Genomic DNA, 20,626 nt, shown 5'->3' with positions numbered 1-20,626 from the left:
GCCTCGTCAATGCCCAGGTAAATAATTAGAAGAGGTGTAAAAGCTGCTGCAGGTATATAGCGCAAGAAACCAGAGAGGGGCTCCAGCAGAGCTCGGATGGTGGCAAAAGAACCCATCAGGATTCCCAAGGGTACCCCCACCACAACCGCCAAAAGGAACCCCAGCATCACCCGACGAATGCTGGCGGCGGCATCCGCCATCAGGATCCCGCTGCGGGCCATGGACCAGAGAGACTCGATGACCTGTGCAGGGGAAGGCAAAAAGGCTGGATCCACAACCTGTGCATGACTCACCACCAGCCAAAGCAGCAGCGGCAACAGCAGGGAGGTGGCATGTAGCCCTAAACGCCAGACGGAAGAACGGAGGACCTCCGGAGAGAACCAGCGCCGGATTGCGTGGGCGGTCATTGGACAGAGGCCTTGATGAAGCGATCATCAAACAGATTTCTCATGTCCGGCTTCTCTCGAATAAAACCGGTCTCCACCATGAAATCTGCCATGATCTCAGCTGCATAGGGCATGGATTTCATTGTGTCGCCTTCACTGAAGGCCTCAACATTGGCCTCAATGCTGAAGAGTGTGGTGCCATCTTTGTACTCCTGATATTCCTCTGGAGAAGTACCGGCACGACCGGCCATGATGGCCTCCGCCTCTTCGGGATTGTCGTCCATAAAGGCCCGTATCTCCCACCAGGTATCAACAATAGCCTGAATCGCCTCGGGGCGCCCGGCAATCAGGTCGGCATTGCAGACCAGCAGGTCGGGAATGGCGCCAGGATAGCTGGAGGAGTCCACTAGCACATGGGCACCGTCCCGCTTCCTGGCCGTGCCGGTGAAAGGAGGAAAGGCCCCCACAGCATCCGCCTTGCCTGCCACAAACGCTGCTGCCGCCTGGTCTGTGGGGAGCCCCTTGATCACCAGGTCGTCCCGCGTCATCCCATTGTCCCGGAGGGCCAGGCTGAGGAGAAAGTCATCCACGACTCCTTCTTCAAGAACAATGGTTTTGCCCTTGAGATCCTGGATGGACGTGATGGAGGCATCGACAATAATCTGATCGTTGCCGGTGGAGTTGTCGTTGACCAGCACCACCACCTGGCCCCCGTTGGCCCCGGGGAGGAAGGAGATGGTGTCGTTGAGTGTCTGGGAATTGCAGTCAACCTGACCAGCGGCCATGGTTTCCATGGATTCCACATAGCCGTCGAACCACTTCATCTGTACAGCCACGCCGTTTTTGGCAAACAGCTCCTTCTCCGCTGCAATGGCCCAGGGCCACCAACCGGCCCAACTGCTGTAGCCAATGGTGATGGGGTCGGTGCTCTGGCCTGAAGTCGCAGACGTTGTGGTCGTTGGCGGCCTGGGACCACAGGCTGCCGCCAGAAGGGAGGCCGCGGCAAGGGTCACCAGCCTGGTACACCGGCTGCCAGGAGACAGGAGATGGTTGCGGGTGAAGGTCATGGCAAGGGGTGGGAGAGAGGGGGAAGAGCGGGAACGGATGATGGGCGCTCAGGTGGTGGTCAATGCCGATGGCTTCTGGTCACTGGCGGGCCGTTGCGGGTTCCGGTGGTGACGGCCCTTGGCCCGGAGCTGTTGCCCAAGCCAGACCAGCCAGTCCCCCAGGCCGGCACCGGTGAGGGCTGACACCGGGAACAGCCCGCAGTGGGAATTGATCTGCCGAATGTGGTGACCCATGCGCTCCGGATCGGCAGGCACGTGGGGGAGCAGGTCAACCTTGGTGACGAGCACACAGTCCGCCTCACGTAACATCACCGGGTATTTGAGTGGCTTGTCGTCTCCTTCCGTGACGCTCAGCAAGGCCAGCTTGCAGTGCTCGCCAATGGCAAACTCCGCCGGGCAGACCAGATTGCCCACGTTTTCCACCCACAGCAGATCCAGAGACGCCAGATCGCATTGCTCCCGCAGCAGTTGCAGGCCTGTGGAGACCATGGCGGCGTCCAGATAACAAGCCCGACCCATGGTGATGGGGACCACGGGAACGCCCAAACCCGCCAGCCGCTGGGCATCAAGTTGGGTGGTCATGTCCCCTTCCAGCACGGCCATGGCCTGCTTGCCATGGAGGGCATGGAGGGCTTTCTCCAGCAGGACTGTCTTGCCGGCGCCAGGGCTGCTCATCACGTTGATGCAGAACAGACCCCAGTTGTCAAAGTGCTGACAGTTGTGCCGGGCCTGCCGATCATTGGCCGCCAGCAGGTTCACGGTGTCGCTGATGGGCATGTGCATGGCGATGGATCGGCGAAGGAAGGTGTTGACTGGGCACAAGGGTTGGCCTGGACAGGTGGATCGCAAATTGGGGGTCGGCTAGTCGATGCGCTGGATCTTCAACTCACGGCCGGAGAGGATGGTCTCCAGAGGGTGACCACAGCAGGGGGAGGCATAGCCGCTTCATGCATGGCTCACCTCCAGGCTTGCCCCACGTCCATGGCACAGGCCTCCTGGATCCAGGAGGGCCGTCCTTGCCGTGGCAGTTGCCCGGAGATCACCAAGTGGGCCATGGTGTCGCAGACCACCCGGGTGGCCATCAGTGCGGTGATGCCGCTGACGTCGTAGGGGGGCGACACCTCCACCACCTCCAGCCCGCAGACCGTCACGTTGCGCACAACGAACTCCAGCAGCTTCAGGGCTTCTCTCGGCAGCAAGCCACCCGGCTCCGGCCAGCCGGTGCCCGGCACGAAGCCCGCATCAATGCAGTCAATATCAAACGAAATGTAGACACAGTCCGTCCCGTCACTGGCCCGTTCCACAGCGAATCGGGCCGCAGCGTCCAGACCCATCTCGGTGATGTCTGTCACTGTGAGCACGTTGATGTTGCGCTCGCGGCAGACTTTTACCCCTGGTCGCGGCACCTGCCAGCCGCCAATGCCCAACTGCACTAGGTTGTGGGCCGGAGCATGGACCATGTTGGTGGCGTGGAACCATGGGCAGGTGTGCATCCGCTCGTCCAGGTCGGTTTCCTGGGTGTCCACATGGCGGTCAAAGTGGATGATGCCGACTTTGTGATGCCCCAGATGGCGGCAGATCCCCCGCAACGTGGGGAAACCGATGGAGTGGTCTCCCCCGAGGATGATGGGAAACGCCCCGGATGCAAACACGTGGGCCACCCCCTTGGAGATTTGATCGAAGGACTTTTCGTTGCTGCCGGGAAGGGTGAAAATATCTCCCACGTCGCAGAGGGTGATCTGCTCCCGCAGGTCCACGCCCATCTCGTAGTTGTAGGGCGTGTAGAGGGCAGACATTTGGCGGATGCCCTGGGGGCCAAAGCGTGTCCCCGGGCGATAGGTGGTGCCGCTGTCGTGAGGGACCCCCATCACGGCCACGTCATGGCATCCCACCTGATGCACGTCTTCCAGGTAGGGGGCCTTCAAGAAGGTGTTGATGCCCGCAAAGTGGGGCAACTCCCCCCGGGAGAAGGTGGAAATGCTGCGATCCCTGATGCTGTCAGCCGCTTCCAGGCCGAAAGCATGACCCCGCTGCACCTCCTGTTGCCAGCCCGCCTGGGGAAGCTGTTGTTCTTTGGCCAGGGCTTCCAGACCTTCCGAGGAGTGGATCCCTTGAAAAGGACCCTTGTTGCCAGACATTGGAGGCATGCTGATGGGAGGTGACGGTGCAGGCGGCCTCCCGGGCTTTTGTCCCTCCGTGCACCTGGGTGACCCCAGTGGATTTCTCTTGGACCAGACGCCCCTGGGGAAATTGGGACCGGAACCCTAGAAATCGCTTCCGCACCCCAAGTGTTGCGACACCTTGATCAAGGGGGCTGTGTGATTGACTACGGAACTCTCAAGACGTACTGGTCCGCCTCAACACTTGGCCAAGTCTCAAGTTGGCCAAGTCCCGCTTCCAGACGCCGACGGCTGCAGGAGGACCGGAACGTTGCCGAGCTTGGAGGTGGGCTCCCCACCGTTGCGCCAAGTGGCCCATCACCTGGAGGGTCAGCAGAATCAGGACGCCAGATACGGACAGCAGGAGCACGATCATGTGCTCTCCAACCCGGTCCCCTGTCGTCCGGTCTTGCGTTTGGCCTTGATGGGCTGGTGTCAGGACGTGCTCCACCTGCTGTGGCAGTTCCGTTTCCTCGTCAGGATGGGGGCACGGCGGTGGGTCACCCATGGGCTGGCAACGGGTGACGGAGAGGATGGTGTCCCCGGCCAGGAGAAGTCGCCGATGGGTGGACTGCAGACGATGCAGAGGAACCATGACCTGCCGCTGGCCCACAAACCGCCCGGGGGAGCCGCTGCAGCCCTGAACAGTGATGGTGAACAGGGTTGTGGACTCGGGGCCAGCCGCGAGCAGGACGTTCATGGGAGCTGCTGGAAGTCTCGATTCCCCAGAGGTTAGAGGGTTTTACGAAGCATCTCCTCACAACAAGTACCCCCAAGGGGATTCGAACCCCTGCCGCCTCCGTGAAAGGGAGGTGTCCTAGGCCTCTAGACGATGGGGGCTAGAGCTTCTGGCAAGGCTTAATCATAGGCTTGAGGAGGGTAAAGGGTCAACCTCTTCCCTCCGTTTGTCGGGCCAACAAGGTCCGGGCCAGCTAGTGGCCGGGCAGTTTCTGGTTGCGCCAAACCGGAACCGTGAAATAGAAGCAGGATCCTTCCCCAGGCTCCGACACCACCCAGATCTTGCCAGTGTGGACCTCCACAACCCGGCGGCAGACGGAAAGACCCACGCCAAATCCCGCAGTTTTCCAGGAGGTTTGGGACAAGCGCACCTGATCCTGGAAGATGCGTTCCTGCTCGTCCACCGGAATCCCGGGGCCGTTGTCGCAGATGCTCACTTGCACCCATTGGCTGGTGCGATGCATGAGACCCAGCTTCACCTGGCCCCCATCCGGGGTGAACTTGAAGGCGTTCTCCAGCAGGTTGAGCAGCACCTGGCGCATGCGTCGCGAGTCGGCAAAGACGTCAGGGATGTCGCTGGGAATATCCGTTTGTATTACCAGGTTGCGACCAGACCACATTTTCTCCAATTCCAGCAGTACGTCGGCGCAGACCTGGGAGAGACTGAGGCGCTGGGGGTTAAACAGGGCTTCCCAGCGGGTGCTCCCCACTTCCAGCAGGTCGTTGGACAGTTGCTCCATTTCATGGAGGCGGCGCCCGAGGATATCCAGAAGCTCTTCGTTGCCAATGTGACCCCTTTTGAAGCTTTGCAGAGCCAGACTGGTGGTAGTCATGGGGGTGCGCAAGTCATGGGCCACCATGCGCAGTTGGCGCTCTTGAAACTGCAAGCGGTCAATCAGGGCTTCGTTCTCCTGGCGCAGCACCAGAAGCTGGTCCTCCAGCTCCAGTGCCCTGGGACTGTCGCGGCCATCCTCCGCCGGCGAGGGAATCACCGGCATGGCCAGGCTGTTCAAGCGCTCCATCTGACCCCAGCGCGGTAGCCAGGACTGCACCTGGCTCAGCATGGTGATGCCCGTAAACACCTGGCGTGGTGCTGGGGAAAGCTTAACCAGCGCCGGCATGGCCACCAGTTTGTGCAACTCCAGCAACTCCGGGTTTTGTCCGGGCTCAATGAGCTGGAGATGGATGTCCAGCTCACGGTGGTCATCCTGCAGAAAAGCCATCAGCCGCCGCAAATCCCGGGTGGCCAAATGGTGCTGACTGGCCACCAGCAGGAGGGATACGCCGATACTGGCTTGCTGGTTGGTTGCAGTGGGACCACCCACCCGTCAATGTTGCGAAGGTATGCTCACTCTAATTCCTTCTTGAAGGAAACATGAAGATGTGGACCGTGACCGTGTTGATGCCGTGATGTTAGATGTTAGAAGCTGGGGTGAAAAGCTCCCGATGAGCGCAAGCTTTTCCCACTGGCCCACTGACGCAGTTGTCGCTAAACAGGACTCAAGGAGGTAGGCTGCGCTGACCTCATCCACCGTTCAGTTGCTTTTGTGGCTCACCCCAACGAGTTGATTACCCGCGTACCGCTCACCAGGAGCCGTGGCCCCTTTGGCGATGGGGTGGACCAGGTGATCCGCCGTTGGTTCAATCGCAATGTTGGCCTCTGGCGCAGCCACCGACGCTTTGACTTCTGTGACGGCAGCACCGTGGCCATGGACACCATGCTGCACATTGAATCCTTTGAAGATCCCCTCAAGGGGGATTCCTGCTACCGCTTCCGCTGGTGGCCTGCCCAGAAAGACACGCCGTTCAGTGAAAATTCTTCTTATGCCACCACAGGGGCAATAGAAGCCTATCTGATCGGCCATCAACTCTACCGCAGCCGTGGCTACTTTTGTGGCTCCCCCATCCGTTCTCGCATCCGCCAAGTGGACGAGCAGGAGGTGGTCTTTGAGTCCCACTACATGGAATGGGATATTCTGGAGCACATTCGCCTGGTGGATGATGCTCGCTACCGGGCCCGGTCCATCTACTCATGGCAAAACAGCACCCTGGCCCTTGTGGAAGTCCACCATGAGGTGCGTGAGGACCTGCCGGCTGACGAGGCAGCACAAGCATAGCCAGCTGATATGTGGTCATTTGTCCATCCTCCTGGGAAGGGTAAGCACGCCCTCTCCTCCCCCATGCCCGAGACACCAGCAACCCAGGCTGCTCAGCCCAAGTCTTTTTTCCTGAGCCCGGATCTTCACAACTACATTCTGAACCACGGCGGTGGCCCCGATGCAGTGCAACAGGCCTTGATGGCCGCCACCCAGGCGTTGGGACCAGTGGCCAGGATGCAGATTGCTCCGGAACAGGGGGTGTTCATGGAGTGGCTGGCCCGGGTGATGGGCGCCCAGCGGGCCATTGAGGTGGGCACCTTTACGGGCTATTCCGCCCTCTGCCTGGCCCGCGGTCTGGGTCCCCAGGGGCGCCTGCTCTGTCTGGACGTGAACGAAGATTGGACCCGCATTGCCCAGACGCACTGGCGCCAGGCTGGTCTGGCAGATCGTATCACGTTGCGCCTGGGACCTGCCGCCACCACCCTGGCAGCCCTCTCCCAAGAGCCCAAGTTTGACCTGGGCTTTATCGATGCCGACAAGGAAAACGGCCGCCTCTACTACGAGGAGGTACTGGCGCGGCTGCGGCCAGGCGGGGTGCTTATTCTGGATAACGTCCTGTGGGGCGGCAAGGTGGTGGAGCCGCACTGCCACCCTGGAGACACCTCCCTGCAGGCCATTTGTGCATTGAACGACGTTGTTGCTGCAGATGCACGGGTGGAAGTGGCCTTTCTGCCGCTGGGCGACGGCCTATTGCTGCTGCGCAAGCGCTGAATGCTGCGACGCTACGCCCCGCAACCCCCGCAGGGCAGCAGCAACGTCGGGCTGACCCATGAGGGCTTCCCCCACCAATACCGCCTGGGCGCCAGCCGTCGCCACCTGCTCCAGGTGTTCGTGCTTCTTCAGGCCGGACTCACTCACCAGTAGGATGTCGCTCTGGTGCAGGGCCTGACGGTAGGTGGTGGCGAGCCGTTGAGTCACCGCCAGGTCGGCGGTGAAGGTGGCCAGGTCCCGGTTGTTGATGCCGATGAGGTCCACCCCAAGGGCCAGGGCCCGCTCCATCTCCACGGCATCATGCACCTCCACCAGACAGTCCAATCCCAATTGGCAGGCCACTTTGCACAGATAGCCAATGTCCTGATCCGAGAGGACGGCGGTAATGAGCAGGGCCGCGTCGGCGCCGGCAGCCCGGGCCTGGAACAACTGGTAGGGGGAGAGGATGAAGTCCTTGCACAGCAGGGGCAGGTGTACCGCCTCCTGCACGGCGCTGAGAATCGCAAAGCTGCCTTGAAAAAACTGCTGATCCGTGAGCACCGAGATGCAGGATGCTCCAGCGGCGGCGTAGGCCTGGGCCAGGGCGACGGGGTCAAAATCCTCACGGATGACCCCTCGGCTGGGGCTGGCTTTTTTGATCTCCGCGATGACGGCGGGCACCTCCGGCGCCTGACGCAACGCCCGCCGAAAACCGCGGGTGGGGGGTAGTTGCTCCACCTGCTGCTGAAGCTCCTGCAGGGAAACCCGCTGGCGGGCCTGTTCCAGCTCCTCTCCCTTGGCCCAGACAATTTTTTCCAAAATATGGCGGGGCTCACTCTCTGGATGGGGGGTGGCGTAGGTGAGATGGGCCACCCGCACCAGAGGGCTGGGGCGGCGGCGGCGGATCTGCATGGATTAGGTCTGGTGGTGGATGGGGATCAGGAGGAGAGGGTCGCGGCGGCTTGCTTATAGGCCACCTCCACCACCTCGCTGAGGGTGGGATGGGTATGCACGGCCCGGCTGAGCTGCTGGACGGACTGGCCTGCGGCCATGGCATTGGCCACCTCCTGGATCAAGTCCCCCGCGTGGAGACCATAGATCTGGGCCCCCAGCACACGGCCGTTGTCCCGACGGAACAGGAGTTTCATGAGGCCGTCCCCTTCGGCTTCCGCCAGGGCCTTGGCATTGGCGCGAAAGTAACTGCGCACGCTACCCAGTTCAAACCCCTGCTCCGTGGCCTCCTGCCGGGCCTGCTCCTGGGTGAGCCCCACGGAGCTGATCTCGGGATGGGTGAACGTGACGGCGGGAATGCTGCGGTAATCCATTGTACGCCCATGGCCAAGGATGTTCTCCACAGCCGCAATACCCTGTGCGGCAGCGGCATGGGCCAGCATGAGCTTACCCGTCACGTCCCCCACAGCCCACAGCCCCTCCACGGGCTGACCATCCTTCAGCACCCGCAAACCCTCGTCCACGGGAATGAAGTCCCGCTCCGTGGCCACCCCCATACTGGCCAGGTTCAAATCCCGGCTGACGGGGGCGCGACCGGTGGCCACCAGCACCCCGTCCACCTCCAGTGTGTCCACCAGTTCCTTGCTGGCGGCATGGCGAAGCTCGATCTGCACCGGCGATCCTGGCGTCACCTTGCTGGCCAGGACCCCGGTGTAGGTGTCAATGTCACGGGCCTCGATGAGGTGGCGGGTGGCCAGCTTGCGAATATCCTCATCAAAACTGGGCATGAGCTGATCCAGGGCCTCAATCAGGGTTACCTCACAGCCCAGCGCTGTGTAAATGTCCGCAAATTCCAGGCCGATGTACCCACTGCCCACAACGGCAATCCAGGAGGGCAGCCAGGACAACTCCAAGGCCTCGTCACTGGTGAACACCGTGTGACCATCCAGCGCAATGCCCCGTGGCACAAAAGGCTCGGACCCGGTGGCGACGATCACGTGGGCCGCCGTGATCTCCCGCTCAATGCCCCGGGCGGAGCGCACCACTACACCATGGGGGCCGTTCAGACGGCCGCGGCCCTCCAGCACCTGCACCCCCAGGCGTTTCAACGTTTTGCCGATGGAGGTGCGCATGGTGTCCACCAGTTGCCGGGCGTGGTCCGCCATGGGCTGCCGCTGGGCCGTTGCGCCGCCGCTGTGGATGCCCAGACGGGCCAGGCGCGTCCGGTCGTTCAGTTCCCGCACCCGGCCACTGGCCGCCAGCAGTGCCTTTGAGGGGACACATCCCCGGTTGACACAGGTGCCCCCCAGCTCCCGTGCCTCCACAATCGCTGTGCGCAGACCATTCTCGGCGGCGTGCTTGGCGGCGTCAAAGCCCCCGTAGCCCGCACCAATCACCACTACGTCAAGGTCAAAGTCCTGGGCCAAGGGTTCACTCACGGCAAGTGGTTCCCATTCTGAACCGCTGCCAGCACAATCCACCCGTCACCAGGGCAGGCCTTTGCAAGGCAAGGGCAATTCAGGCCGGCCGCAATCGCTCAAACAGCAGCAGTGCGCCGGCCACCGCCACGTTCAGGGAGTTCACCGCATCACTGTGGGGAATGGAGACTGCCACCTGGCAGCGGCTCACCACTTCAGTAGATAGACCAGCACCCTCGTTGCCCAGCACCAGAAGGCTGGGCAACGACCAGTCCAGTTGGGTGTAGGGGAGCCCTCCGGCAACACAGGTGGCCATGGTGCGCAGGCCCTGGCCACAGGCCTCCACCAGCACCGGTTCCAGGTTGGAGACCTGGCGGATGGGTATCGCAAAACTGGCTCCGGCCGCGGCGCGGAGCACCTTGGGCTGCCATGGATCCGCGCAGTGCGCCAACACCACGCCAGCCACCCCTGCCGCCACGGCGGTCCGCAGCAGGGTGCCCAGGTTGCCAGGATCCTGGACGTGATCCAGGGCCAGCAGGAACCGGGGTTGCCGGGGCCAGGGCGCCTGGGGCAACAGGGCCGTGGCCACCACCCCATCGGGATGGACCGTTGTGGCCACAGCTTCCAGAACCCCATCGCTGACAGGTTGTTGGAGGCAGAGCGGAATTTGTGCCAGCAGGGTGGGACGATGCTCGCCCCAACGCTGGGTAAAGACCACCTGCTGCAGGGACAGGCCATGGCCCAAGACCTCCTCCAGCAGGTGGGTCCCCTCCAGCAGCAACAGTCCCGCCTCGCGCCGGCCACGGGCCGTATGGAGTTGCCGCAACTGTTTCACCAGGGGATTGCGCCGGCTGGTGATCAGGGGTTGTTGCTGGCCATTGTTGTGCAATGGTGGTGGGCCTCGCGGTCGGAACAATGGCGTGCTATGTTACTCTCCCGAAACCTTGATCACCATTAGACAGCTCATGGCTTCCACATCTCCACAGAGTCCTGATCAGTTTGAAGATTATATAAAAGATTTACTTGAAAAGAATTATGATTACGAAGTAATTAAGCCACCAAAAGGTATGTTTGGCTATGATATTGAAATCATAAACAATGGAAAACCCATTGCGGTCCAAGTCAAGAAGTATAGAACACCTGTTAATCGTGCTCACATCCAAAAGTTTATGGGATTCATGGGACTACATCATGCAGAAAGTCAATTTAGTGAGGGATGGCTTATTTCATCCAGTGGATTTTCAAAACCAGCTATTGAACATCTCAGGAATGAATCCAGAGAGAATCCGAGAGCCTCTGTTGTTTCCCTTGGTACAATCTATCAAAGCGATATCAGATGGGATTACCTCGATCCTAAAAGCTCATTTCATACCCATCAAGACTCCTCAAGAGAGATAAGTCTGCCTGTTTCTTCATTGGAAGACTATCAAAATAACATTCATAGGCGTTATTATTTCGGCATTTTTACCAATAAAGGTGGGACTGGTAAAACAACAGTAGCTGCCCATTTGGCAGGAGCTTTTACCTTAATGGGCTATGATGTCATTTTGGTTGACATTGATCCGCAAAAGAATCTTAAAAAGCTTTTTCAAGAAGATCAAGAAAATAAAGATGATCTAGGCGCAGCAGCATCATTATATGTTCAACCTCTTCGTCCCGGACAAATAGGAAGCGTCATTTCTGTTCTGGATAATAAAGAATGGGAAGATGATAAAGATAATCACAATGATATAAAAATCGTAATTTGTGATTGTAACCCTACATTTGAAGAGAACTCAAACGACTTGGTTAAGGAGTTTGATTATTGTGTAATACCGACAACACTAAATCCGCTAGGTATTGCCAAGAATAGTGATGTAATCAAGAGAACATTTGAGAAGATCCGTACTGAAAATAGCAGAGCACAAATGCATGTCTTGATTAACCATTATGTCGAGCATAAAAGTAAAGAAAAGAAAAATAATCTTCTTTTAGATTTACTTAAAGAACAAATAGATTTTAACGAAGACAATAAATCCTACCTAATTGACCCAAGCATCTGTGCTATTCATCGCAGTGACTCTTTGTATTATTGGGGTATGCACATTGTAGAAAAGAAGAAACCTCAATTAGGATTTGAATTGAGCGGCGGCAAATGTGTACCTAGAGAGGATTTCCTGAAACTTGCAGAGTATTTCCGTGGAAAATTTTGAAGAGCTATAATGGGATGAGCCTCACAAAAACGTGAGTTAGGTAACCTCTGAACAAGTCCCCTTCGGGTTCTAATGAGTCTTGGAGAAGCCCAGTAGAGACAGGGAAGTGAGAGCCCGCCGCCGGCCAAGTTGGCCTTTATTCAGAGATGCCTTAGTCCTGAAGAGGATCAATTGCCACACATCCCTATCTCGCCGCAATAGCTGCGATATGACCGGCGAACCCAGTCACGAAGGACTTGGGCGAAGTAAGCTCGCTGAAGTGACGATAGTGACCATCCTTGGCCGCTTCACGGGGAGACAGCAAAAGCGTGGCGCTAGAATAGAGGCCTTCCTGCACGAGTCGCCTGCAAAGCAGGTCATAGCGTTGTGCGTAGGATGCACCTTTGAAGGCTTGATCAACAGGAAAATGCGGCTCCTTGTCCTTCACCGGCGAATTGGACTTGTCGCAATTCTCAAGGAGCATGATCCAGGCAAGGAAGGGGCGTGGCGTGTCCTCCCCAAACGCCCCTTTGCGGTAGGCCGTCCAGAGGTCGTGGGCGGCACCGATGGCCTCTTCGGATCGATTGTTGAAGTTGTTGCCAAAAGACGGCCCAACCTGCGACTTGAACTCGAGTGCGGCCACCAACTTGCCGTGGTGCATCACGAGCAGGTCCCAAAGCTTTGTCGGACGGAAAAAACCCGGTAGTGTCAGGACGCGCTGCTGCACGCAAATGTTGTCCGGGGCAAGGCCATTGGCTTCAACCAGGGATCGGGCCATGGCAAGAAACCCGTCCATGTTCTTGCCTGCCGTCACCGCGCCGCGCCAACCCGCGTCCTGGTTGCCGGATTCGATCTGCTTGGCGAGCGCCGCTTCACGGTTGCCCCAAAAGAGCTTTATCGCCTCCCGGGCCTGCGCCTCATAATTGGCGAGATTGAGGCTCATTGCACCACCTTGCCTTCCATCTTGCCTTCCATCAGGGCCATCTCATCAACCGAAAGATCATAGAGGCTCGCGACGATTCCGTTAAGCTCGTGGCGATCATTCGTGTCCGAGCAGCGCCTTAAACACTCACGCACGGGCTCACCAACGCTTTCCCACCGAGGGAGCCTGATCCGCCTGAGATACTGGGCCTGAAACCGCAAATATCCTCCCCGCATCCTGGTTGAATAAAGCGACACAAAGAAGCGGGCGATGCCAGAGCGCATCACCGCCTGTAACGCATGTACGTCCCACGCATCGGCTGTGATGAAATAGAGGTTGTGGTGTGGGTAGAGCTTCCCGCTCTCATAGACGATTGATGCATCTCCCTTGATATCGGGGATCAGCAGTTTCTCGCGGTCAACGAGCGCCGGATCAATGCGATCGATGGTGCGATACCAATTGTGGGGAGCTTTCTTGGCAACGTGCCGCCGTGCAATCTGCTGATACCGCTCTTGCAGGTAGCGTTTTAGCTTGGGGAAGTCCTCGAGGCTGACAAGCTTGCCGTCATCGCCAAAGGGGTTGATCACCCCTTTACCTCCCCATTGGACGTGTCCCTTGAGAATGTCCTTGGTCGTCACCAAGGGAAGTTTCCGGCATGGCTCCACCTCCAGCCCCTCAAAATCTCCAATGAAGGCTTTGTCCGCACCGGTGGCAACACCAATCCCGACTTTGCATCCAGCGTCCTCTAGTCGAGGAAATTGGGCCTCAAGATGACGCACCAGGGCGAGTACATCCAAGTCTTCCAAAATCCACGGCTCACCGCCCGACGCAATTGCGTCGATCTCATGGACGACGCTCGAGGCTTTCAGCTTCGGCAATGCAAGTTCACGAACAAGGCTGCCCAGTGCATTCTTGTTGACGTCGGGGCGGGCAAACACACGGGTGCCGTTGCCGGTCTGACCGGGTGTACAGTGTTCAATAACGATGATAGCGGGATAGGCGCTCACCTGCGAGTGAAATGCATCGGCGCCAACCATGTCGATGTAAGTTGCCAGGTGGTATGTCTTACTGACCAGCTCGCGCAGCTTCTGGCCATAGCGGTTCTTCATCCACCGATCAGCGCAAATGAAGCCAAGCTTCCCCCCTTTCCCCAAAAGACGAAGCGACTGCTCGATAAAGGGCACGTAGAGATCGGCGCGGTCGTAGATCGTGCTGTAGCGCCGCCGGTATTCGCCCATGAGCACATCGGGGATCATGTCCTGGCGCACATAGGGGGGATTGCCGACAGCGTGAGTGAAGTCCTGATCAAAGTCGCAGAGCAGGAAATCACCTTGGATAAACCATGTATCGAGGAGGGCTGCGGTGTCCTTTCCGGACACACCCTGCCTAATCATCAGATCACCCAGGGCTTGCCGGGTGCTCTCAAACGTCTTGCGGTGCAATTCGACGCCTCGGATGGCGGGAGCAAGCTGCTCAAATCCGAGACCGTCCGGCTCACGTTGCGCCGCCGTTAACAGCCGCTCCACGGTCGGGAGCATGAAACCTCCGTTCCCGAAAGACGGTTCGAGGAGACGGAAGCTTGTCAGGGGCTGATCGACCGTATAGCCAACCAGATCAAGAATTAAATCGACAATCTCGCGCTTGGTGTAGATCGCCCCGCGCTTCTCGATGCCACTGTCACTTGCGAGCTGCTCAACGGCATCCGTGATTAGAGAGAACCCCTCGAAAGACAGCTGAACGGACAGTGACTGTGCCAATCTGTTGACCTTAAACTGAGACATGCCGACGATAGAGACACTCCAAGGCACCCACATTGTCAGTCAAGGTATAGCGCTCCAGCACCCGTTGTCGGGCCTGATGACCCAGATCGGCCGTCAAGCGTGGTTGATCACGAAGGATGGGCAGGATGGTGCGCAGTTGTGCGGCCACGTTGTCTGTGGGCAAGACGATGCCGGCACCACCGGCTAGCACTTCCCCATGGGCCCCTGCATCCGTGGCCACACAGGCGGTGCCCACGGCCATGGCCTCCAGAAGCGCCAGGGACAGCCCTTCCACCAGCGACGGCAGAATGAACACTTCCGCGTTGCGCAGCAAGTTGAGTCGTTGCTCCGGCCGCTGCTCATAGCCCCACCAGTAAATCGTTCCATCGTCACTGGCCAGGGGAAGGGAAGCCCGCAAGGGTCCATTCCCCACCACGGCCAACATGCAACCCTCCGGTCGAATCATGCGCCATGCCTTGAGCAGGGCTTCCACGTTTTTCTCCGGCGCCAGGCGACCCATGTACAGAAACAGCCGCTTTCCCTGGAAGACTGTGGGCATGGTGCTGGGGCCAGGGCGCCACACCTGGGAATTGATGCCGTTAGGAATAATAGCCAGGCGAGACCGGGGCACACCCAACCGCGTCAGCTCCCGGGCCTGCAAGTCCGAGAACACCACCACACTGCTGTAGCGGGCCAACGCCGGAGCGTAAAGCTTGTAAAATTGCCGCATGGTGGCTGCCGTGGCACTGCGCTGCCGGGCGTTAAACGGGGAGTGGAAGGTGGCCACCAGGGGAAGCCCCAGTTGCTGGCAGATCTCCGGCAAGCGAAAATCCAGAGGCGAGAGCGTGAGGCTGGCATGCACCAAGTCCGGCTGGAGGCGCTGCAGGGCATGGCGCAGGTCGCGGGCAGCTTGGGGGCTGGGAATGGTGTAGATCTGTGACCTGAGCAGATAGGGGAGGGCCACCTCCGGCAGATCGTCTGCCAAGGCCGTTGTGGTGACTGGGGTCCCTTGACCATCGTCCCAATCGCTGTCGATTCCATGGCCGGTGTCTAAAGCGGCGGCGTCCTCCTGCTGCAGGCTGCTGCGGAACATGCGTCCCAAGCTCAACTGGGCCGCCGGTGTGTCGAAGTGGAAAAAAGACACCCCATGACCCCGCTCCCGCAACGCCTCGGTGATAGCCAGTCCGTAAGTGACGTTGCCGCAGAACGGGGACTTTTTGCCAAGCCAGGCAACATGCACTGGTCCCATTGCACCGATGGACGTCACGCTAGCAGGACCGCCGGGTGCTGGCTTGCTGTGGGTTGGCGGCATTCGCCGCCAACTGCTCCAGAAAGCCGAGGCACCGTGGTTGCCGCTGCAAGTGCTGGCCAATCCAGAGGCGCAGCAACCGCAGCAGCCGTTGCCACACCGGCAAGGGTCCCATCAGGTCTCCGTCTGCCCGACGCCGTGGCAGGGCTTGCCGCTGCAGCCGTTGCAGCAGCGCCAACTCGGACCCATTGAGCACCATGGCGGCGCCGGGCTGCCTGCCCCTGTGAAAACCTTCGGACGGAAAGAAACTGCAGCACCAGTCCCAGTTCCCCAAGGGGGGCGCCAGAGGGCTGTGGTCACCGCAGCACCAATCTGTCGGTAGGGCCAGGCCGCCGCTGGCCAGCAGGTGCATGGTCCCCTGAACGGCAACGGCCACCGTTTCCCGCAGCACCTGCGCTCCCGGAGCCGATTGATCCAGGCGCTGCCAGTGGAGCCGCAGCAGCTCCACACTGGTTGGCGCCGGATCCCCCTGCTGCACCAGCAGGAGGGTGAGTTCAGCCAGCAACTGGGCGGCCGTCAGGGATTCAAGGCCTTGCCCCAGGCCTGCAAACGTCTGCCGCACCTCCAGTTGGGTGACCCGTCCCAGGGAACCACGCCCGCTGGCGACCAGAAGCCGCAGTTCCCGCAGGGGCGCCGCCCCGGCCAAACTGGAACCGGGTCGTCGTGCCCCAGGCACCACCAGCCGGGTGATGCCCTCCTCGGGTGTGATCACGGTGAGCAAACGGTCTCGCTCGCCTATGGCCGAGGCCTTGAGGCTCAGGCTGACGTCAATCAAGCGCACCTTGGCCATGGACGAGCTGCCCCGTCAGCGAAGCGTGCCCATCTCGCCACGGCGTGCGGCCTCCAGCAGCGCCGGAGCGCCACTGAGCCCCAATCGCTGGGCGCCAGCCTCCAGCAGCCGCAAGGCCTGCTCCAGGCCATGGATACCTCCGGACGCCTTCACACCGGCCCGCTTCCGGGCCCGCTTCACCAACTGGCGCACCACCTCGGGGGTGACCCCAGGCCCGTAGCCGGTACCGGTCTTGAGCCATTGGGCCCCCGCATCCACAGCCACCTCCACCAGGGTCTCCAGCAGAGGGGTGGGCAGCCGCGCCGCCTCCGTGATCACCTTCACCGGCAGGCCCAGTTTGACAATGGCGGCCAACTCCCCATAAACCTGCTCCGTGTCGCCATCGGCAAGGGCGGCAAAATCTGGCACCACGTCCAACTCGTCGGCGCCAGCCTCCGCCACCCACTCCGCCTCCGCCAGTTTGACGGAGGAGGGCACGGCGCCTGTGGGGAAGCCCACCACGGCCACCAGCCTGGGTCCGTTGGGGGGCAGGTGGCGCCGCACCCGCTTGACCCACCCGGAAGGGACGCAGAAGCCTCCACATCCCCAGAACTTGGCCGCTTCCACCTGCTCCCGCAAGGCGCTGCTGCTTTGCAGAGGATCCAGGCAGGCGTGATCCAACAGGGACGGCAAGTGGATGGTGGCCAGCAACCCCTGCAGAGGGCCATGATCTTCTGCGGCAGCGGGATGGTTCATCAGCCGCGGGGTTCAATCACCCCATAGCCCCCATGGTTGCGGCGGTAGACCACCCGGATCTGCTTGTCTTCCCGGTCCCGGAAGACGTAGAAGTCATGGTCCACCAACTCCAACTGGGTGATGGCCTGCTCCAGGGTCATGGGAGGCATGGCAAAGTACTTGCGCCGCACTGCGGGTGTGGGCAGAGCCGGTCGCGACTGCCCCTGCTCATTGAGTCGTGCGATGGCCTCACTGCCGCCGTTGAGGGCGGCACGGGCAGCACTATCCCCACTGGAACGATTGCCCTCGGCGCGGTGGTGGTCCTTGATGCGCTCCTTGTAGCGGCGTAACTGACGGCTCAGCTTGCTGGAGACCAGGTCGATGCTGGCGTAGAGGTTCTCCGAGCGCTCTTCGGCCCGGATGATGGTGCCGTTGGCGAAGATGGTCACTTCCGCGGTTTGCTGCTGCACGCTGGGATTCCTGGCCACGGAAAGATGGACATTGGCTTCGCTGATCAGACCCTCGAACTTGGCCACGGCACGGCTTAGCTTGTCCTTGGTGTAGTCACTGATGGCCTGGGTGATCTCGAGATTACGGCCATGGATCAACAGCTTCATAGGCTGCTCCTGAACACAGGTGTTGGCCTCAGGGTAACGACCCAACCCCCTCCTAGACCATGCGGCAAGCAGATCTGTTGCAGCTCGGGCTGGTTTCCATCACGGATGCCTTGGCGCAGCAATGGCAGCGGCAGCAGCAACTTCTGCTCCGGCCCAATGGTCGCGAAGCAGTTCTGCTCATGCAACATTCCCCCTGCTACACCATGGGGCGGGGCAGCAGCGCCACCCATCTGCGCCGTGGTGTCCAGGGTCTGAGCCACCCCTTGCACCACGTTGATCGCGGTGGCGAGGTGACCCACCACTGCCCTGGCCAGCTTGTGCTCTGGCCTGTCCTGAACCTGCAGCACCACACCCCGGACCTGCATTGGTACTTGCGCAGTCTGGAAGCCGTTGTGCTGACGGTGCTGGCGGCATTGGGGTTGCCCGGTGAGCGGCAGCCAGACCTGACCGGGGTGTGGTGCGGTGGCCGTAAAGTGGCGGCAGTGGGTATCGGCTGTCGCCGCTGGATGACTCGCCATGGCCTGGCCCTCAATGTGAGCTGCAGCTTGCAGGGCTTTGACGCCATTGTTCCCTGTGGGCTAAGGGATCATGCGGTGGGGCGGCTGCTGGACTGGCGCCCCGGCCTCACCTGCGCCCATGTGGAACCCCTCCTGTTGGCGGCCGTGGCGCGGCAATTTAATCTTGAACTCCTCCCCTGTCCGGCTGTGGGATAGTGATGGGACCTGTGCCGACGTTCCCTGGGATGAGCAGCCAATCCAAGGCCCATATTGCCTGGCAGGCAACCCGGGCTGACGTACGCGTACAGCAGTCGGGACCCGATTGGAGCGGGTTGAAGCAGCTCCACGACCTCTGGCCGGAGTTGACTCGCCGCCATGGTTCCCTTGAGGCGTTGAACGCGCCCCACGCCACACCACCCGAGACCTTCACCTTTGCCGAGCTGGAGGCGGCCATCGACACCACCCGCACAGCCCTGCACAGCCTGGGTCTGGGGGGCGACGATGTAGTGGCGCTTTTGGCAGACAACGGTCCCCGCTGGCTCATTGCGGACCAGGCGGTGATGAGCTGTGGGGCTGCTGACGCTGTGCGGGGCTCCACGGCTCCGGTGGAGGAGTTGCATTACATCATCGAGGACTGCAACGCCTGTGGCCTGATCTTGCAAGACCAGGCCCTGCTGGAGCGTCTGCAAAGTCTGCCCCTCAGTGACCACATCTGGCAGCAGTTGCGTTTTGTGGTGTTGCTCACTGATGAGCCACACCCTGCCGAGCTTGGGTGGCCTGGCCAGCAGCCACGCTCCAACGGAACCCCGGTGCCGCTGCTGTCATGGTCCCGGTTGCAGCAACGGGTCCGGGGCAAGACTGTCCGGAAGGCCGCAGTGCTCAGTGGCGAGGCTGTGGCCACCATCCTCTACACCTCAGGGACCACGGGCCGACCCAAGGGGGTGCCCCTGCGGCACCGCAACTTAATCTACCTGATCCAGCAACTGATTGTGGCGGTTCAACCCAATCCGGGGGAGCAGACCCTCAGTGTGTTGCCCATCTGGCATTCCTATGAGCGGGCGGCTGGATATTTCCTCCTCAGTTGTGGTTGCCGGCAGAACTACACCACCATCCGTGATCTTCGGGACGACTTGCAAAACGTGCGGCCCCACTTCCTCATCAGCGTGCCGCGTCTCTGGGAAAGCATTCAGGAGAGTTTTAACAACAAGCTGCGCCAAGCGTCCCCCAGCCAGCGCACGCTGGTGCGCTCTGCCTTGGCCTGCAGCCGCTTCCACTGCGAACAGTGGCGGGCCTGGCAGAATCTCCACCCCGTTCCCTGCAACCCTGCCCGGCGGCTCCTGGGCCTGGTGCTGGCCGGTGTGGTTTTTCCCCTCCACCGGCTGGCGGGGGCGCTGCTCTGGCCCAAGCTGCGGCAAAAGCTGGTGGGGGGTCGGTTGCGCCTTGCCATCAGTGGCGGCGGCGCCCTGAGCCCGTCTGTGGACGGCTTCTTCGAGGCGGTGGGCATTGAGTTGCTGGTGGGATACGGCCTCACGGAAACCAGCCCTGTGCTCACGGCGCGGCGCCCCTGGCGGAATCGGCGGGGTGGTGCCGGCCAGCCCCTGCCCGGCACGGAGATCCGCATTGTGGCCACGGAACAGACCATGGGTCCCCGGGAGGTGGTGGGTTGGGGACAGACGGGGATTGTGCAAGCCCGGGGTCCACAGGTGATGGGGGGCTACCTGGGGCGGCCTGAGGCCACCGCCCGGGTGCTGGATGGGGAGAACTGGTTCGACACCGGTGATCTGGGTTACCTGCTCCGGGACGGTTCCCTGATGGTCACAGGCCGCGCCAAGGACACCATTGTGCTGGCCAACGGGGAAAATATTGAACCCACGCCGTTGGAAGACGCCCTGCTGGCCCATCCCCTGGTGCAGCAGGTGATGGTGGTGGGCCAGGATCGCCGCACCCTGGCGGCCCTGGTGGTGCTTGATGAGCCAGCCCTGAACGAAAAACGGCCCGCAGAACCAGACCAACTCATGGCCGTATTGCGCCGCGAATTTAACCAGTTGCTGGCCCAGCGCCGTGGTTCACGGCGGGAAGAGCGCCTCAGTGCCCTGGCCTTTGTGGACCCCTTCACCATGGACAACGGCCTGCTCACCCAAACCCTGAAACAGCGGCGAGACCGCATCGCCGCCACCCACCAGGCCCAGATTGACGCCCTCTACACGGGGTAGACATAACCAAACCCGAGTTTTGGATAAGGGGAAACAGGGGAAGCCCTCTCTTGCCCAGGCTTGTG

At 60.7% G+C, this 20,626-nt stretch carries 20 protein-coding genes, 1 tRNA gene and 1 riboswitch; of the genes, 5 read left to right on the top strand and 16 right to left on the bottom strand.

Features of this window, described 5'->3' with window-relative positions; genetic code table 11:
• From FLM9_RS04425 to FLM9_RS04395, 7 genes are all read right to left on the bottom strand, one after another.
• On the bottom strand, positions 1 to 407 hold a 407-nt coding region (locus tag FLM9_RS04425; RefSeq protein WP_368794371.1), incomplete at its 3' end, for an ABC transporter permease.
• Positions 404 to 1,453 (bottom strand): ABC transporter substrate-binding protein, encoded by a 1,050-nt coding sequence (locus FLM9_RS04420; protein WP_074457441.1) that lies wholly within the window; start codon positions 1,451 to 1,453, stop codon positions 404 to 406. The genes FLM9_RS04425 and FLM9_RS04420, both read right to left, overlap by 4 nt.
• Before the next feature lie 48 nt (positions 1,454 to 1,501).
• Entirely contained in the window at positions 1,502 to 2,236 is a 735-nt protein-coding gene (gene hypB, locus FLM9_RS04415; protein WP_074457440.1) for a hydrogenase nickel incorporation protein HypB, read from the bottom strand.
• A gap of 173 nt (positions 2,237 to 2,409) precedes the next feature.
• Entirely contained in the window at positions 2,410 to 3,591 is a 1,182-nt protein-coding gene (gene speB / locus FLM9_RS04410) for an agmatinase (protein WP_438801333.1), read from the bottom strand.
• Between the two features lie 35 nt (positions 3,592 to 3,626).
• A riboswitch (guanidine-I (ykkC/yxkD leader) is annotated at positions 3,627 to 3,732 on the bottom strand.
• A 58-nt stretch (positions 3,733 to 3,790) separates the two neighbouring features.
• Complete coding sequence (locus FLM9_RS04405; protein WP_074457438.1) at positions 3,791 to 4,312, bottom strand: hypothetical protein; 522 nt, start codon at positions 4,310 to 4,312, stop codon at positions 3,791 to 3,793.
• Positions 4,313 to 4,379: 67 nt separating this feature from the next.
• Positions 4,380 to 4,452, bottom strand: a tRNA-Glu gene (locus FLM9_RS04400).
• Positions 4,453 to 4,544: 92 nt separating this feature from the next.
• Complete coding sequence (locus tag FLM9_RS04395; RefSeq protein WP_180365290.1) at positions 4,545 to 5,675, bottom strand: histidine kinase; 1,131 nt, start codon at positions 5,673 to 5,675, stop codon at positions 4,545 to 4,547.
• Positions 5,676 to 5,897: 222 nt separating this feature from the next.
• Between FLM9_RS04395 and FLM9_RS04390 the strand changes: the two genes are divergently transcribed.
• Entirely contained in the window at positions 5,898 to 6,467 is a 570-nt protein-coding gene (locus FLM9_RS04390) for a hypothetical protein (protein WP_257243001.1), read from the top strand.
• Positions 6,468 to 6,530: 63 nt separating this feature from the next.
• The gene (locus FLM9_RS04385) at positions 6,531 to 7,220 is read left to right on the top strand and encodes an O-methyltransferase (RefSeq protein WP_074457437.1); all 690 of its coding nucleotides are present in this window, start codon (positions 6,531 to 6,533) and stop codon (positions 7,218 to 7,220) included.
• Here FLM9_RS04385 and trpC read toward each other — a convergent pair.
• The 3 genes from trpC to FLM9_RS04370 all read right to left on the bottom strand — a co-directional run bounded on the left by trpC (position 7,197) and on the right by FLM9_RS04370 (position 10,457).
• Positions 7,197 to 8,111: an indole-3-glycerol phosphate synthase TrpC gene (trpC, locus tag FLM9_RS04380; RefSeq protein WP_074457436.1), complete on the bottom strand. Its 915-nt coding sequence runs from the start codon at positions 8,109 to 8,111 to the stop codon at positions 7,197 to 7,199. The two genes, FLM9_RS04385 and trpC, sit on opposite strands and share 24 nt — an antisense overlap.
• A 26-nt stretch (positions 8,112 to 8,137) precedes the next feature.
• Positions 8,138 to 9,589: a dihydrolipoyl dehydrogenase gene (locus tag FLM9_RS04375; RefSeq protein WP_081340192.1), complete on the bottom strand. Its 1,452-nt coding sequence runs from the start codon at positions 9,587 to 9,589 to the stop codon at positions 8,138 to 8,140.
• Positions 9,590 to 9,668: 79 nt separating this feature from the next.
• Positions 9,669 to 10,457 carry a TrmH family RNA methyltransferase gene (locus FLM9_RS04370; protein WP_081340191.1) on the bottom strand — a complete coding sequence of 263 codons (789 nt, stop codon included), beginning with the start codon at positions 10,455 to 10,457 and terminating at the stop codon, positions 9,669 to 9,671.
• A gap of 76 nt (positions 10,458 to 10,533) precedes the next feature.
• Here FLM9_RS04370 and FLM9_RS04365 point away from each other — a divergent pair, with 76 nt between their 5' ends.
• The gene (locus FLM9_RS04365) at positions 10,534 to 11,760 is read left to right on the top strand and encodes a nucleotide-binding protein (RefSeq protein WP_143324598.1); all 1,227 of its coding nucleotides are present in this window, start codon (positions 10,534 to 10,536) and stop codon (positions 11,758 to 11,760) included.
• Between the two features lie 184 nt (positions 11,761 to 11,944).
• On the opposite strand, the gene FLM9_RS04360 is transcribed toward FLM9_RS04365, so the two are convergent.
• Genes FLM9_RS04360 through hpf form a run of 6 tightly spaced genes read right to left on the bottom strand, consistent with a single transcriptional unit; the run spans position 11,945 to position 17,851 of the window.
• Positions 11,945 to 12,682, bottom strand: a complete 738-nt coding sequence (locus tag FLM9_RS04360; RefSeq protein ID WP_074457434.1) for a PaeR7I family type II restriction endonuclease — start codon at positions 12,680 to 12,682, stop codon at positions 11,945 to 11,947.
• Positions 12,679 to 14,442, bottom strand: coding sequence for an Eco57I restriction-modification methylase domain-containing protein (locus FLM9_RS04355; RefSeq protein WP_180365289.1), 1,764 nt, complete (start codon positions 14,440 to 14,442; stop codon positions 12,679 to 12,681). The genes FLM9_RS04360 and FLM9_RS04355 overlap by 4 nt, the downstream gene beginning before the upstream one ends.
• Positions 14,429 to 15,670 (bottom strand): glycosyltransferase family 4 protein, encoded by a 1,242-nt coding sequence (locus FLM9_RS04350; protein WP_074457432.1) that lies wholly within the window; start codon positions 15,668 to 15,670, stop codon positions 14,429 to 14,431. Before FLM9_RS04350 ends, FLM9_RS04355 begins: the two co-directional genes overlap by 14 nt.
• Positions 15,671 to 15,689: 19 nt before the next feature.
• Positions 15,690 to 16,520, bottom strand: coding sequence for a DNA repair protein RecO (gene recO / locus FLM9_RS04345; protein WP_074457431.1), 831 nt, complete (start codon positions 16,518 to 16,520; stop codon positions 15,690 to 15,692).
• Between the two features lie 15 nt (positions 16,521 to 16,535).
• Positions 16,536 to 17,255 (bottom strand): deoxyribose-phosphate aldolase, encoded by a 720-nt coding sequence (gene deoC / locus FLM9_RS04340; protein WP_081340190.1) that lies wholly within the window; start codon positions 17,253 to 17,255, stop codon positions 16,536 to 16,538.
• Positions 17,255 to 17,851 (bottom strand): ribosome hibernation-promoting factor, HPF/YfiA family, encoded by a 597-nt coding sequence (hpf, locus tag FLM9_RS04335; protein ID WP_074457430.1) that lies wholly within the window; start codon positions 17,849 to 17,851, stop codon positions 17,255 to 17,257. Before hpf ends, deoC begins: the two co-directional genes overlap by 1 nt.
• Before the next feature lie 59 nt (positions 17,852 to 17,910).
• Between hpf and lipB the strand changes: the two genes are divergently transcribed.
• Both lipB and FLM9_RS04325 read left to right on the top strand, forming a co-directional pair.
• A complete protein-coding gene (gene lipB, locus FLM9_RS04330) occupies positions 17,911 to 18,564 on the top strand; it encodes a lipoyl(octanoyl) transferase LipB (RefSeq protein WP_074457429.1) in 654 nt (217 codons plus the stop codon).
• Between the two features lie 29 nt (positions 18,565 to 18,593).
• Positions 18,594 to 20,561, top strand: a complete 1,968-nt coding sequence (locus tag FLM9_RS04325) for an AMP-dependent synthetase/ligase (protein WP_074457428.1) — start codon at positions 18,594 to 18,596, stop codon at positions 20,559 to 20,561.
• Positions 20,562 to 20,626 lie beyond the last annotated feature (65 nt).

It is taken from the genome of Candidatus Synechococcus spongiarum, assembly GCF_900047545.1.
In the GTDB taxonomy this organism is placed as follows: Bacteria; Cyanobacteriota; Cyanobacteriia; order PCC-6307; family Cyanobiaceae; genus Synechococcus_B; species Synechococcus_B spongiarum_C.
Note: the sequence above shows the minus strand (reverse complement) of the source record. Positions and strands in the feature narration are given on the sequence as shown.

Coding starts and splice junctions, on each gene's coding strand:
- FLM9_RS04360 (WP_074457434.1), bottom strand. CDS start 12,682: ATGAGCCTCAATCTCGCCAATTATGAGGCGCAGGCCCGGGAGGCGATA.
- FLM9_RS04405 (WP_074457438.1), bottom strand. CDS start 4,312: ATGAACGTCCTGCTCGCGGCTGGCCCCGAGTCCACAACCCTGTTCACC.
- hypB (WP_074457440.1), bottom strand. CDS start 2,236: ATGCACATGCCCATCAGCGACACCGTGAACCTGCTGGCGGCCAATGAT.
- hpf (WP_074457430.1), bottom strand. CDS start 17,851: ATGAAGCTGTTGATCCATGGCCGTAATCTCGAGATCACCCAGGCCATC.
- trpC (WP_074457436.1), bottom strand. CDS start 8,111: ATGCAGATCCGCCGCCGCCGCCCCAGCCCTCTGGTGCGGGTGGCCCAT.
- FLM9_RS04325 (WP_074457428.1), top strand. CDS start 18,594: ATGAGCAGCCAATCCAAGGCCCATATTGCCTGGCAGGCAACCCGGGCT.
- FLM9_RS04350 (WP_074457432.1), bottom strand. CDS start 15,670: ATGGGACCAGTGCATGTTGCCTGGCTTGGCAAAAAGTCCCCGTTCTGC.
- lipB (WP_074457429.1), top strand. CDS start 17,911: ATGCGGCAAGCAGATCTGTTGCAGCTCGGGCTGGTTTCCATCACGGAT.
- FLM9_RS04420 (WP_074457441.1), bottom strand. CDS start 1,453: ATGACCTTCACCCGCAACCATCTCCTGTCTCCTGGCAGCCGGTGTACC.
- deoC (WP_081340190.1), bottom strand. CDS start 17,255: ATGAACCATCCCGCTGCCGCAGAAGATCATGGCCCTCTGCAGGGGTTG.
- FLM9_RS04355 (WP_180365289.1), bottom strand. CDS start 14,442: ATGTCTCAGTTTAAGGTCAACAGATTGGCACAGTCACTGTCCGTTCAG.
- speB (WP_438801333.1), bottom strand. CDS start 3,591: ATGTCTGGCAACAAGGGTCCTTTTCAAGGGATCCACTCCTCGGAAGGT.
- FLM9_RS04365 (WP_143324598.1), top strand. CDS start 10,534: ATGGCTTCCACATCTCCACAGAGTCCTGATCAGTTTGAAGATTATATA.
- recO (WP_074457431.1), bottom strand. CDS start 16,520: ATGGCCAAGGTGCGCTTGATTGACGTCAGCCTGAGCCTCAAGGCCTCG.
- FLM9_RS04385 (WP_074457437.1), top strand. CDS start 6,531: ATGCCCGAGACACCAGCAACCCAGGCTGCTCAGCCCAAGTCTTTTTTC.